The sequence below is a fragment of the Sphingomonas sp. 2R-10 genome, assembly GCF_030062225.1.
GTDB lineage: Bacteria > Pseudomonadota > Alphaproteobacteria > Sphingomonadales > Sphingomonadaceae > Sphingomonas.
On the sequence record NZ_JASCXF010000042.1, the window covers coordinates 22,772 to 35,956 of the forward strand.

Consider the following 13,185-nt stretch of genomic DNA (forward strand, 5'->3'; position numbering starts at 1 on the left):
GGCAGCGATCCGGATGGCGACCGCGGCGGACATTCCTGCGCTGCATGCGCTGGTCGAATCGGCGTTTCGCGGCGACAGCGCACGCGGCGGCTGGACGCACGAGGCGGACCTGCTGGGCGGTCAGCGGACGGACCCGCAGGCGCTGGCCGAGGCGATCGGCGACCCCGACAAGGCGATCCTGATCGCCGGGCGCGACGGATCGGCGATCGGATGTGTTCAGGTCGGGCAGGCAGGGGTGGGCGTTTCGACGCTCGGGCTGCTGGCGGTGCGGCCCGATCGGCAGGCGGGCGGGCTGGGGCGCGGGCTGGTCGCCGCAGCCGAAGCGCATGCCCGCGACGTCCATGGCAGTACCCGGATGGAGATGACGGTCATCGCCGCGCGCGGCGAACTGATCGCGTGGTATGAACGGCAGGGCTATCGCGCGACCGGCGAGACGCGGCCGTTTCCCATGGACGATCCCCGTTTCGGCCTGCCGCGCGTCGATACACTGGCGTTCGTCGTGCTGGAGCGCGGCATCGCATGAGGGGCGCCGAACCGACAAGCCCCGTCCGGGGGACCGGACGGGGCCTGCGACTGCCGCGCAAGGGAGTGCGCGGCAGTCGTTTTAGGACGTTGTCACGAAACCGCAATGATCTTTTTGGAGCATAGGGTATGGCGGCGACCCCAGCATCCGATCGATCGCCGTATCGACGTGCGCGGACATCCGTCGGTAGGCGGCCTCCTCGTCGAAATCCGGGTCGGCGATGCGACGATGCATGATGCCAGCACCCCAGGTCAGGATCGTCTCGGCCAGTTCGTGCCGGGCGTCCGCCTGATCGGCATGGGGGGCGAGTGCGGTCAGCGCCTGTACCAGCGCGCGTTTGACCCGGCGGTTGATGGTGTGGGCGATCCCCTTGATCCGGTCGTTGCGGGCGGCCTCCGCCAGGATCTCGGGCATCAGCGCGCGCGCCTCGGTCGCCTCGCCGCAGCGCATGAACATGCGCAGCCAGTCGCGGATCGCCGCGATGTCGCGACTCTCCACCGCCTGCGCGATCTCCGCTTCGTGCAGGAACAGCCGCAGGTCGTTCTCGACGATCTCGGCGACGATCGCCTCCTTGTCGGCGAAGTCGCGATAGATCTGCCCAACCTTGATTCCCGACTCGGCGGCGATCTGTGCGACGCCGGTTCCGTGGAAACCGTTTTCCGAAAACAGCCTGCGGGCCACCATCACCAATTTTTCGCGTCGCGCCACCGCCCGACTGGCACGACACGCCTCTCCGCACTGCAACAAATTCACGTCAGATTCACCTGTAACCTCTTGCCACATCCGCTCCGGCGGCGTACGCGCCGCCAATGTGTGAGTGATCGATCACTCACGTTTAGCACATCCGTCGAGGACGTTCATGAAAAATCGCATGGCCCCATTGGCATTGGCGCTCATCCTTTCGGCTTGCGGAAGCGGTGGCGGCGACCAGCAGCAACAGCAGGCGCCGCAGGGGCCGCCGCAGGTCGGGTTCGTGACCGTGCAGGCACAGCCGGTCACGCTGACCACAGAATTGCCCGGCCGCACCGCCGCGTACGAGACCTCGGACGTCCGCCCGCAGGTCAATGGCCTGATCCTCGCCCGCCTGTTCCAGGAGGGGGATTATGTCCGCCAGGGGCAGCCGCTCTATCGCATCGATCCGTCACCCTATCAGGCGGCGATCGCGAGCGCGCGGGCGGCGCTGGCACGGGCGCAGGCGTCGATCGCATCGACCCGCAACCTCGCGCGGCGCTATGGCGAACTGGTCAAGATCAACGCGATCAGCCGCCAGGAATATGACAATGCGATCACCGGCGCGCAGCAGGCCGAGGCCGATATTGCAGCGCAGCGTGCCGCGGTCCGGCAGGCGCAGATCGATCTGTCGCGCACGACCATCACCGCGCCCATTTCGGGCCGGATCGGCCGGTCGGTATTCACCACCGGCGCGCTGGTGTCGGCGGCGCAGACCAATGCGCTGGCGACGATCCAGCGAATCGATCCGATGTATGTCGACATCCAGCAGTCGAGCGCCGACCTGCTCAAGCTGCGCCGGCAGATCATGGGCGGCGACCTGTCGCGTGGCGGCAATGCCGCGCGCGTCCGGCTGAAGCTGGAGGACGGCAGCACCTATCCGATCGAGGGGACGCTGAAGTTCACCGACGTCACGGTCGATCCGGCGACGGGGACGCAGGCGATCCGGGCGGTCTTCTCCAACCCGCGCGGGCTGTTGCTGCCGGGCATGTACGTCCGCGCCGAACTGGTCGAGGGGACGAAGGCGAACGGCATGCTGGTGCCGCAGCGCGCAGTGACCCGCGACCCGACCGGCAGTGCCACCGTGCTGGTGATCGGTGCCGACGGCAAGCTGGCTCCGCGCCAGCTCAAGACCGAGCGGACGATCGGCGACCAGTGGCTGGTGTCGGGCGGGTTGCAGCCGGGCGACAAGGTCGTGATCGAGGGCGCGCAGATGCTCCAGCCCGGCACGCCGGTAAAGGGCTATCCGTGGAAGCCGGGCCAGGCACCGCAGGGCGGCGCCCCGGCCGGCGCTCCCGGCGGCGCACCTCAGGCACAGGCGAAGTAACCAGCCATGTCCCGCTATTTCATCGACCGACCCATCTTCGCATGGGTCATCGCCATCGTGATGATGCTGGCCGGCGCGATCGCGATCCGCAGCCTGCCCATCGCGCAGTTCCCCGAGATCGCGCCGCCCGCCGTCGCGATCACCGCCACCTATCCCGGCGCCGATGCCGAGACGCTGGAACGCACGACGACGCAGATCATCGAGCAGCAGCTCAAGGGTATCGACAACCTGCGCTATTTCTCGTCCTCGTCCTCGTCGGCGGGCACGGTGACGATCACGCTGACCTTCGAACAGGGCACCGATCCCGACATCGCGCAGGTGCAGGTGCAGAACAAGCTGCAGGCGGCGACCCCGCTCTTGCCGCAGGAAGTCCAGCGCCAGGGCATCCAGGTCACCAAGTCCGCCGCCAGTTTCCTGCTGGTCGTCGGCCTCGTGTCGACCGATGGATCGCACACCAATACCGATCTGTCGGACATGGTCGTGTCGCAGTTCCAGGACCCGGTGAGCCGCGTGAGCGGCGTCGGCGAGCTTCAGGTGTTCGGCGCACAATATGCGATGCGCATCTGGCTCGATCCGGTGAAGCTCAACAGCTACCAGCTGTCGGTAGCCGACGTGACCGCGGCGGTGCAGGCGCAGAACGCGCAGGTTTCCGCCGGGCAGATCGGCGCGCAGCCGGCGCCCAAGGAGCAGATGCTGAACGCCACCGTCAGCGTCCAGTCGCGCCTGCAGACCCCCGAACAGTTTGCCAACATCCGCCTGAAAACCAACGCCGACGGCGCGGTCGTCCGGCTGGGCGATGTCGCACGGGTGGAGATCGGGGCCGAGAATTACGGCTTCGACGTGCAGTATAACGGCAAGCCGGCATCGGGCTTCGGCGTGCGGCTGGCCGCGGGTGCCAACGCGCTCGACACAGTCGAACTGGTCAAGGAACGCGCGGAGCAGATCGGCAAGGGCCTGCCCGCCGACGTCAAGGTCATCTACCCCTACGACACCACCCCGTTCGTCCGCCTGTCGGTCGAACAGGTCATCCACACGCTGATCGAAGCCGTCGTGCTCGTCTTCCTCGTCATGTTCCTGTTCCTTCAGAACTGGCGCGCGACGATCATCCCGACGATCGCGGTGCCGGTGGTGCTGCTGGGCACGTTCGGCGTGATGGCGGTGGCCGGGTTCACCATCAACACGTTGACGTTGTTCGGCATGGTGCTGGCGATCGGCCTGCTGGTCGACGACGCGATCGTCGTCGTCGAGAACGTGGAACGCCTGATCCAGACCGAGGGGCTGAGCCCCCGTGAGGCCGCGCGCAAGTCGATGGACGAGATCACCGGCGCGCTGGTGGGCATCGGCCTGGTCCTGTCGGCGGTGTTCCTGCCGATGGCGTTCTTCGGCGGATCGACCGGCGTGATCTATCGCCAGTTCTCGATCACGATCGTCTCGGCGATGGTGCTGTCGGTGCTGGTCGCGCTGATCCTGACGCCCGCGCTGTGCGCCACGATCCTCAAGCCGCACGATCCGCACAAGCACGAACAGGGCAACGGCCTGCTCGCGCGCTTCTTCCGCTGGTTCAACGACCGGTTCGAACGTGGGCAGGACAAGTACGAGAACGGCGTCCGGCGCACCACGCGCAGCTGGAAACGGTCGATGCTGGTCTACCTGCTGATCGTGCTGGGCATGGTGTTCGTCTTCACGCGCCTTCCCTCGGGCTTCCTGCCCGACGAGGATCAGGGCACGGTGCTGGCGCTGGTGCAGGGTCCGGCAGGTGCGACGAGCAGCCGTACCGAAAAGGGCCTGAACCTGGTGCGCGACCATTTCCTGAAGCAGGAATCGGCCAACGTCGCCGGCGTGTTCACGATCAACGGGTTCAGCTTCGCGGGGCAGGGGCAGAATGCCGGTCTGGTGTTCGTGAACCTGAAGCCGTGGGACGAACGCGGCGGGGCCGAGAACAAGGCGCAGTCGATCGTCGGTCGCGCGATGGGTGCGTTCATGCAGTACAAGGACGGCATGATCTTCGCCCTCGTGCCGCCGGCCGTGCAGGAACTTGGTAACGCCACCGGTTTCGACGTGCAGCTGGTCGATACCGGCGGTATCGGTCACGAAAAGCTGCTGCAGGCGCGCAACATGATGCTCGGCATGGCGTCGCAGGACCCCCGCGTCGCGCAGGTCCGTCCGCTCAGCCTCGACGATGCACCGCAGCTCAAGGTCAATATCGACGAGGACAAGGCGCGCGCGCTGGGGCTGGACCTTGCCGACGTCAACTCGACGATCGCGACCGCATGGGGCGGCGGCTACATCAACGACTTCATCGACCGCGGTCGCGTGAAGCGCGTCTATGTCCAGGCCGATGCGCCCTACCGCCTGAGCCCGGAGGATGTCGGCAAGCTGTTCGTGCGCAACGCCACCGGCCAGATGGTGCCGTTCACCGCCTTCTCGACGCTGCAATGGGCCAATGCGCCGGTACAGCTGACGCGGTATAACGGCCAGTCGGCAATGCAGCTGCAAGGCTCGCCGGGGCCGGGCCTCAGCACCGGCGCGGCGATGGAGGCGCTGGAGGAAATCCACGCCAAGCTGCCACCGGGCACCGCGCTGGAATGGACCGGGCTGTCGTTCGAGGAACGGCTGTCGGGTGGTCAGGCGCCGGCGCTCTATGCCCTGTCGCTGCTGATCGTGTTCCTGTGCCTTGCCGCGCTGTACGAAAGCTGGTCGGTGCCGATCTCGGTCATGCTGGTGGTGCCGCTGGGCATCCTCGGCGCGCTGCTCGCGGCGTGGCTGACGGGGCTGAACAACGACATCTACCTGCAGGTGGGCCTCATCACGACCATCGGCGTGTCGGCGAAGAACGCGATCCTGATCGTGGAGTTCGCCGAGGAGCGGATGGGCGACGGCATGGGCCCGGTCGAGGCGGCGGTGGAGGCAGCGCGGCTGCGCCTGCGTCCGATCCTGATGACCAGCCTCGCGTTCGTCTTCGGCGTGCTGCCGCTGGCGATCTCGACCGGCGCGGGTGCCGGCGGGCAGAATGCGATCGGCCGGGCGGTGGTCGGCGGCATGTTGTCCGCCACCATTCTCGCCATCTTCTTCGTGCCGATGTTCTTCGTCGTCGTGCTCCGCCTGTTCGGGCATGGCGGCAAGGACACCCCGTCCGCCAACCGGGACGTCGAACCCGATGGCGGCAACCGGTCCTCCGACGGCGGCGAACCTGCGCCGCAGGGGGCATGACCATGAGCAATCGAGTGATGACGCTGCGCACCCTGACCCTGCTGATCGCCACGACCGCGCTGACCGCGTGCAACCTAGCCCCCAAGAACGTGCGGCCGGAAGGGGCGATCCCGCTCACCCTGCCGCAGGGCGGGCCCTATCCCGCGCTGGACGCCGAGCAGGCCGACGTGACCCGGATCGCCTATCGTGATTTCTTCGTCGACCCGCGGTTGCAGGCGGTGATCGCGACGGCGCTGGAGAACAACCGCGACTATCGCGTCACTGCGGCGAACGTCCTGGTGGCGCGCGCCCAGTATCGCGTGACCCGTGCGTCGCAGGTGCCCTCGACCACGGTCAACGGCGGCGTGACCTATACCAACAATCCGTTCGGCGCGCTGGGTGGCGCCGGCGGGGTGGGCGGTGCCGGCGGCGCGGCGGGCGGCGTGCCCGCGCAGACCGGCAACCTCGAAATCTATCAGGCGTCGGTCGGCTTCTCGGCGTTCGAACTCGACCTGTTCGGGCGGGTACGCAACCTGAGCCAGGCCGGGCTCCAGCAATATTTCGCGACCGAGGAAGCGCAGCGCGCCGCGCGCATCGCGCTGGTCGGTGAGGTCGCGACCGCGTGGCTGACCATGGCGGCCGATCAGGACCAGCTGCGCCTGTCGCGCGAGACGCTGAACAGCTTCGGCCGTACGCTGGAGCTGACCCGCGCGCAGTTCCGGGTCGGCGTCATCTCCGAACTGGAGGTGCAGCAGGCGGAGACCAGCTACCAGCAGGCACGCAACGACATCGCCGCCCTGACCGCGCAGATCGCGCAGGACCAGAATGCGCTGAACCTGCTGGCCGGGACGACCGTACCGCTCGAACAGCTCCCGACCGAACTGGGCGAGCGCGACCCGGTGCTGGCCAACCTGCCGACCGGGGTGTCGTCGACGGTGCTGCTGCGCCGACCCGACGTGCTGCAGGCCGAACGGCGTCTCTATGCCGCCAACGCCAATATCGGTGCGGCGCGCGCCGCGCTGTTCCCGACGATCTCGCTGACCGCGACGCTGGGTACGATCAGCACCGCGCTGGGTGGACTGTTCGGGGCGGGGACCGAGAATTTCTCGATCTCCCCCACGGCGGCCCTGCCGCTGTTCGACGGCGGCCAGCGGCGCGGCAATGTCGAGGTCGCGCGCGCGCAGCAGGTGGCGGCGGTCGCGACCTATGAAGGCACGCTCCAGACCGCGTTCCGCGAGGTCGCCGACGCCCTGGCGACGCGCGGCACGATCGGCGAGCAGCTGTCGGCACAGACCGCCCGTGCGCAGGCGGCGGCGACCGCGCAGCGGCTTTCGGACGCACGCTATCGCGCCGGGATCGATTCGTTCCTCAACACGCTCGACGCGCAGCGGACCAGCTATGCCGCGCGCCAGACACTGGTGCAGACCCGGCTGGCCCGTGCGACGAACCTCGTCACGCTGTACCGCACGCTGGGGGGCGGGCTGAACTAGGGCCGGTCGATTTCGCCGGCGTATCGTCACCCCGGACAAGCCCGGGGTGACGGACGGGGGCAGCCGGTCTGATCTGAAACGCCAACGGTCGACCCGGGGCGGGTGAACGACCGCAATCGACCTTTCGGGCAGGACGCGGTTCGTGTCCCTCGTCCCCGGGTGACGGTCCCTGCCGTCCGGTGGTGGCGCGCCGTCGCGACCCCTTGCGTCCGCCCGCGATCGGCATATGCTCTCCAATATAACATAAGGAGAGGTACGATGAACCCGATCGAACCGGGCGATGCCGCCGGCGAAAAGAGCATGGTCATCCTGCAGAGCCTGTTGTGCCTGTTGCGCGAAAAGAACCTGCTGTCGCGGGCCGATATCGAAGATCTCGCGGCGAAGGTCGCCATCCGCGCCGCCGACCGCGAGCATGATCCGCTGCCGTGCCAGTCCGATGCGGTCGTCGCCGCCAAGAGCGAGATGGACCGGCTGGGTGCGTATATCGGCGGACGTTATGGTGGGAAACACCGCCGGATGTGATAGGGGCGCCGCAGCGGAGCGCTGCGCCAGCCGGTGTCATGACGGCGTCAGAATTTGCGGCGACACGCATCCCCGGCATCGGTCGTGCGTTTTCTGCATGTCCGGTTCCACCGGGCGAGTATCAGAAACGGACGCTTGAACGTCCCCGAGAGGTTGTCGTGTCTTCGATTGGACCGGACGAAATGTCCTACTTCGTACGCCGTGCCGAACAGCAGCTGGAACTGGCGCAGCAGGCCGACCACGAGCAGGTCGTGCATGCGCATTACCAGCTGGCGAACCTGTATCTGGACCGGGCCTATGCGCCGGTGTTGCCGGTCGAAAGCGCTGCGCAGGCGGCGTGAGGCCGGCGTTCGGGACACGTGCGGACGTGATGAGGTACGAAGTCGCGACGCGGCTTGAGCCGGCCGGCGCATCCCGCCGATAGTATGCGTCGTAGATGCCGTTGAGCCGGTGGAGCGACTTCGACATCAGACAAGGTGACCTCCACGCCCTTCGTCACCCGGATTTGTACGAGAACTCTACGAACGCTCTCAATCCGTACCCCGGCGGAGGCCGGGACCCAGTTGTAAGATACGGAAAAGCCTTTCCAACTGTACCCCGGCTTTCGCCGGGGTACGGCGAGGCGTTGGCTCTGTTCGAGACTTTCGCAGAGGTCTCGACTTGTTCCGGGATCCACGGCGCGGCGATCGATGGTGCACTTTGCCGCGACAGGGTTTGATCCGTCTGCGTGAAGACGTCACCCCAGCGAAGGCTGGGGTATTAAGCGGGTCCTGCTGCACGCCGTCACAGGGATATCCCAGCCTTCGCTGGGATGACGCCCGTTTCAAAAGGGATGGATCAAACTCTGACGACGACGTTCATGGCCACATGGTCCCCGGAACAAGTCCGGGGTGACGATAGCGGCGGGGGCTTTCGCCGCCGCAGGCAGCCGGACCCTGATTTCGCGCGGTGAATGACGATCGTCCGACGCGAATGGGGGCGACCGACCGGCCGCCCCGCCCTTCCCGGACCGATCGGCGGCCGAAACCGCCGCCGGCTTATTCGCCCTGCTGGTTCGACATCGCGTCGTCGACCGGCTGGTCGTCGTCCTGCCCGCGGGTCGAGCGCGAGGTCATGCCGGTGGCGGACGCGTCGTCCAGTACCTGCTGGTCGGGTTCGACCGGCGGGGGTGGGGGGAGCGTTTCGACCGGCGCGACCGCCGACAGGTTTTCGAAGACCGGCGGGGCCGGCTCGACGGTTTCCTCGGACAGCGGGGTCGGCGGCGGTGCCTCCTCGTCGAACGCGCTGTTCTCGATCGGGGCGTCGGGTTCGTCCGACCCCGAACACGCTCCCACGCCGGTCGCCAGCAACAGGCCGCTGCCCGCCAGCAGCGCTACGCGCCATCCGCTCTTCATCGTCATTCCCCTATCGTGCCGCCAACTGGCTGGCTTCGGCGCGTGCGGCGATCTTGTTCGCCAGCACGCCGTCCCATTTATACGGATCCTCGCGGAAGCTCATCGTCCCGTTCGGCGTGGCGAAGGCGGTCCAGTAGAGCAGGTAGACCTTTACCGGATCGGCGACCTTCGCACGCACGGTCTTGCCCGACGCCAGCGTCGCGTCGATCTGCGTATCGGGCCATTCGGGCGTGGTCCGCAGCAGCAGTCGGGCAAGGTCCTCGGGCTTTTCGAGGCGGACGCAGCCATGGCTGGCGAGCCGGTCGAAATTGGCGAAGCCCGATTGCGCCGGGGTATCGTGCAGATACACCGCGAACGGATTGTCGAAATCGAACTTGAACCGGCCGAGCGCGCTACGCTCCGATGCCTGTTGCAGGCGCCGCCCGCCGCCCTCGGTCTCGATGACGCGGAAACCGTTGCGCTTCAGATAGCCGGGGTTCGCCCGCTCCTTCGGCCACAGTTCCTTGTCGGCGATCGACGACGGCACGTTCCACGGCGGATTGAGCACTATCGAATGGATGGTGGAGGTCAGCATCGGCGTCTCGTCGCCCGGCCGCCCGGTCACCGCCTTCATTGACGTCACCGGCTGGTCGCCGTCGAACACGGTCAGCACCGCAGCGGCGATATTCACCTGGATGCGGTTCTTTTCCAGCTCGGTCGGCAGCCAGCGCCACCGCTCCATGTTCGCCTTGATCTGCTTGATCCGCTCGGTAACCGGCACGTTCAGCGACGCGACGGTCTGTGCGCCGACCTGTCCGGCGGGGTTCAGGCCATAGCGGCGCTGCGCGCGGCGGACCGCGTCGAGCAGCGACTGGTCGAACGTGTCGCCGCCGACCGACAGTCCCGAATCCTCGACCGCCAGCCGCTTGCGCAACGCCGCGACCTGCGGCCCCTTGCCGCCCATGCGCAGTTCGGAACCGGCGCCGATCGTCGACCAGCCGCCATTCGCCTGGATCTTGCGATACCGCGCCAGACCCGCGACCAGCGTGTCGTACCCGGCATAGGGCGGCGGCAGCGAGGCGATCCATGCCGCCAGCCTGTCCTTCGCCACGGCATCACGGAACGAGGGGAGGGGATCGAACCCCTGCGGCCGCATCGCCCAGTCCTTCTGGAAATCGCTGTTGTCCAGCCGGCCCGCACGCACCGCATGGGCATGGTCGAGCGCGGCCTGCACCAGCGCGGTCCCGGTCAGGCTGGACAGCTGCGGCTCGCGGTCCTTGAGGCCCTGCGCCACTTCGTCGCGCGCCAGCAGCCGGGCCAGTTCGCTCTCCTGCGCCGGGCTGAGCGTCGGCAGCGGCAGGGGCGCGGGCACCGGCTGCACCATGGGCGCGGTCGTCGGCAGCGTCGGCACCACCGGCGGCGGCACGACCTGCGCCGACGCGGCACCCGCGACAGTCAGGGCGATGCCGGCGAGCAGCGCGCGGCGCACGATGCGGTCGAAACGATGGCGGTGGTCGGTAATCGCTTTCATCCTAAACTCTTCCGGTGCGCTGGCCGCCTTCTAACGACGCGACCCTGCCGCACGATGAACCGTGCCCCTTGCGAGCCTGTTACCACAAGGCGCGGGCAGATTCGAACCCCCGGCGGTCAGGAAAGATGCCGCTTGTCGAGCTTTCGCGCGAGCGTGCGGCGGTGCATCCCCAGTCGCCGTGCCGCTTCGGAGATGTTGAAGCCGGTATCGGCCAGCACCTGGTGGATATGCTCCCATTCCAGCGTCTTGATCGACGTGGGGGCGGCGGTCAGGTCGGCGGCGGCATTCCCCTCGACCCGTGCGAACGCCGCCTCGATCTCGTCGGTATTGGCGGGCTTGGTCAAATAGTTGGTGGCGCCCAGCTTGATCGCCTCGACCGCGGTCGCGATGCTGGCGAAGCCGGTCAGCACGACGATCCGCATCGCCGGATCGATCGCCGACAGCACCGACACGCATGCCAGCCCCGACGCGCCGCCCAGCCGCAGGTCGACCACCGCATGGTCGGGCGCGAAGTCGCGGGCGAGTTCCTCCAGCCGGTCGGGACCGCCGGTCACCTCCACCACATAGCCGCGGCGTTCGAACGACCGGCACAGCGTGCGGGCGAAGGTCGCGTCGTCCTCGACGATCAGCAGGCGGCGGGCGGTCATCGCGTCTTCTCCAGTGCCAGCGAATCGATCGGCAGCACCAGCGTCGTCTCCGCCCCGCCGGCATCGCGGTTCAGCGCCTCGATCGTACCGCCCAGCGGGCGCAGCACGTTGGTGGCGAGGTAGAGGCCGAGCCCGGCACCCTGCCGGTCCTTGCTGGTGTTATAGGGTTTGCCGAGGCTGGACAGGATCCGGTCGGAAAAGCCGTTGCCGTCGTCGCGCACCGTCAGGCGCAGCATCGCGCCATCGCGCAGCGCGATCAGCGCGATGGCCCGTCCGCCCGCTTCCACCGCATTGTCGAGCAGGTTGGTCAGCGCCTGTGCCAGCGCCCGGTCGGCTACGATCGGAACATCGGGGCCCAGCCGGTCCTCGAACGCCGCGCGCGCCGGGTCGGCGCCGCGCCAGCGGTCGAGCGTGTCCGTCAGGAAGGTGCGCAGCGTGGTGCGGGTCGGCGCCTCGCCGGTCACTTCGCCCGCGGCGAACAGGATGCCGGAGACGATCTCCTTGCAGCGCATGACCTCCGCCCGCATGTCGTCCACTTCGGCCACGAAGCGCGGGTCGCGCCGGATCGCCGGCTCTTTCTTCCAGTCGCCCAGCAGCACCGAGATCGACGACAGCGGCGTCCCCAGTTCGTGCGCCGCGCCGCTGGCGAGCAGTCCCATCCGGACGATATGTTCCTCCTCGACCGCGCGCTGGCGCAGTTGCGCGACCTTGGTATCGCGGTCGCGCAGATTGGCGGCGATGCGGGTGACGAAGGCGACCAGCAACGTCGCGGCCAGCACGAAATTGATCCAGTTGCCGATCAGATAAGCGTCGGACAGGCTGCTGACATAGGCCGGGGGCAGTTGCAGCGGGCGGTGGAACGGCCCGAGCAGCGCGAACGCGCCGCTGGTGATGGCAACCAGCGCCCAGCTCGACCACACCTCCAGCAGGATCGCGCCGATCACCACCTGCAACAGGTAGAGCGAGACGAACGGATTGCGCGCGCCGCCCGACAGGTACAGCTGCGCGGTCAGCGCCGCGACGTCGAGCACCAGCGCGGCGAACAGCGGCAGGTTGGTGTCGCTCCACCGCGAGCGGCGGGCGAGGGTGACGAGGTTGAGCAGCACCAGCGCCGCCAGCACGCTCGCCATCGGCAACAGCGGCAGGCGGATGCCGAGCAGCCCGTCGACGACGAGGATCGTGCCCAGCTGCCCGCCGACTGCCAGCCAGCGCAGCTGCACCAGCAGCAGCATGTTGCGACCCGCGCCTTCCGCCGGCGGCGGCAGCGGAGTCGCGGAAGGGGGGGCGGGCTGCATCGGTCGCATGTTACGCCCGTGGTTCGCGTCGGGCGACCCACCATGTCATGCCGGCCAGCAGCGCGGCGAGCCCGAACCACGTCAGCGCGTAGACGAGGTGGCTGTTGCGGAAGGTGACGACGGTCAGCCCGCCGCGCGGCCACGTGGTGCCGGGCGTCGCGGCGGCATCGATGAAATAGGGAGCGGTGCCGGTCAGGCCGCGTCTGGCGGCGATCGCGGCGACGTCGCGCGAGTGCCAGCGGTCGGCCGCGGGGTCGTTGCTGCGCAGGAAGCCGCCTTCGGGTTCGGTGAGGCGCAGCAGTCCGCGCACGGTGACGGTGCCGGTCGGGGCCGGCACCTTCCCGCGCTGGGCCGGGGGCACGAACCCGCGGTTGATGAGGACGGTGAACCGCCCGGTATCAAGCGGGGTCACGACCCAGAAACCGCCGCCGAGCGCCGTCGCGGCTTGGGTATAGGTGTCGGCTTGCGGACGGTAGCGGCCGGTGACGACGACCGGGCGGTAGACGTCGTCGCTGCCGATCGCGCGCCACGCCGGGGGCGGCGGGGCGGGGACGGGCGG

The 13,185-nt window shown here is 68.2% G+C and carries 12 protein-coding genes; 6 read left to right on the top strand and 6 right to left on the bottom strand.

Annotated elements, in window-relative coordinates; all coding sequences use genetic code 11:
- Positions 1 to 13 precede the first annotated feature (13 nt).
- Positions 14 to 523, top strand: a complete 510-nt coding sequence (locus QLH51_RS16515) for a GNAT family N-acetyltransferase (protein ID WP_125661264.1) — start codon at positions 14 to 16, stop codon at positions 521 to 523.
- Between the two features lie 81 nt (positions 524 to 604).
- Here the strand turns inward: QLH51_RS16515 and QLH51_RS16520 are convergent, their stop codons facing one another.
- Positions 605 to 1,333, bottom strand: coding sequence for a TetR/AcrR family transcriptional regulator (locus QLH51_RS16520; protein ID WP_125661261.1), 729 nt, complete (start codon positions 1,331 to 1,333; stop codon positions 605 to 607).
- Positions 1,334 to 1,382: 49 nt separating this feature from the next.
- Between QLH51_RS16520 and QLH51_RS16525 the strand changes: the two genes are divergently transcribed.
- The 5 genes from QLH51_RS16525 (at position 1,383) to QLH51_RS16545 (ending at position 8,121) form a co-directional block, all read left to right on the top strand.
- Positions 1,383 to 2,579, top strand: a complete 1,197-nt coding sequence (locus QLH51_RS16525; RefSeq protein WP_164516217.1) for an efflux RND transporter periplasmic adaptor subunit — start codon at positions 1,383 to 1,385, stop codon at positions 2,577 to 2,579.
- Positions 2,580 to 2,585: 6 nt separating this feature from the next.
- Positions 2,586 to 5,789 carry an efflux RND transporter permease subunit gene (locus QLH51_RS16530; RefSeq protein ID WP_125661259.1) on the top strand — a complete coding sequence of 1,068 codons (3,204 nt, stop codon included), beginning with the start codon at positions 2,586 to 2,588 and terminating at the stop codon, positions 5,787 to 5,789.
- 2 nt (positions 5,790 to 5,791) lie between these two features.
- Positions 5,792 to 7,258, top strand: coding sequence for an efflux transporter outer membrane subunit (locus QLH51_RS16535; protein WP_206429242.1), 1,467 nt, complete (start codon positions 5,792 to 5,794; stop codon positions 7,256 to 7,258).
- A gap of 258 nt (positions 7,259 to 7,516) precedes the next feature.
- The gene (locus QLH51_RS16540; protein ID WP_125661251.1) at positions 7,517 to 7,780 is read left to right on the top strand and encodes a hypothetical protein; all 264 of its coding nucleotides are present in this window, start codon (positions 7,517 to 7,519) and stop codon (positions 7,778 to 7,780) included.
- 182 nt (positions 7,781 to 7,962) lie between these two features.
- The gene (locus QLH51_RS16545; RefSeq protein WP_164516216.1) at positions 7,963 to 8,121 is read left to right on the top strand and encodes a hypothetical protein; all 159 of its coding nucleotides are present in this window, start codon (positions 7,963 to 7,965) and stop codon (positions 8,119 to 8,121) included.
- A gap of 696 nt (positions 8,122 to 8,817) precedes the next feature.
- On the opposite strand, the gene QLH51_RS16550 is transcribed toward QLH51_RS16545, so the two are convergent.
- The 5 genes from QLH51_RS16550 to QLH51_RS16570 all read right to left on the bottom strand — a co-directional run.
- Positions 8,818 to 9,180 (bottom strand): hypothetical protein, encoded by a 363-nt coding sequence (locus tag QLH51_RS16550; RefSeq protein ID WP_125661249.1) that lies wholly within the window; start codon positions 9,178 to 9,180, stop codon positions 8,818 to 8,820.
- A 4-nt stretch (positions 9,181 to 9,184) separates the two neighbouring features.
- Positions 9,185 to 10,684: a L,D-transpeptidase family protein gene (locus QLH51_RS16555; protein ID WP_206429241.1), complete on the bottom strand. Its 1,500-nt coding sequence runs from the start codon at positions 10,682 to 10,684 to the stop codon at positions 9,185 to 9,187.
- 116 nt (positions 10,685 to 10,800) lie between these two features.
- On the bottom strand, positions 10,801 to 11,331 hold the full coding sequence (locus tag QLH51_RS16560; protein WP_125661246.1) for a response regulator transcription factor: 531 nt from the start codon (positions 11,329 to 11,331) through the stop codon (positions 10,801 to 10,803).
- Entirely contained in the window at positions 11,328 to 12,635 is a 1,308-nt protein-coding gene (locus QLH51_RS16565; RefSeq protein ID WP_443018843.1) for an ATP-binding protein, read from the bottom strand. The genes QLH51_RS16560 and QLH51_RS16565 overlap by 4 nt, the downstream gene beginning before the upstream one ends.
- A gap of 1 nt (position 12,636) precedes the next feature.
- A partial coding sequence (locus tag QLH51_RS16570; RefSeq protein WP_125661243.1) for an SURF1 family protein occupies positions 12,637 to 13,185 on the bottom strand: 549 nt, incomplete at its 5' end.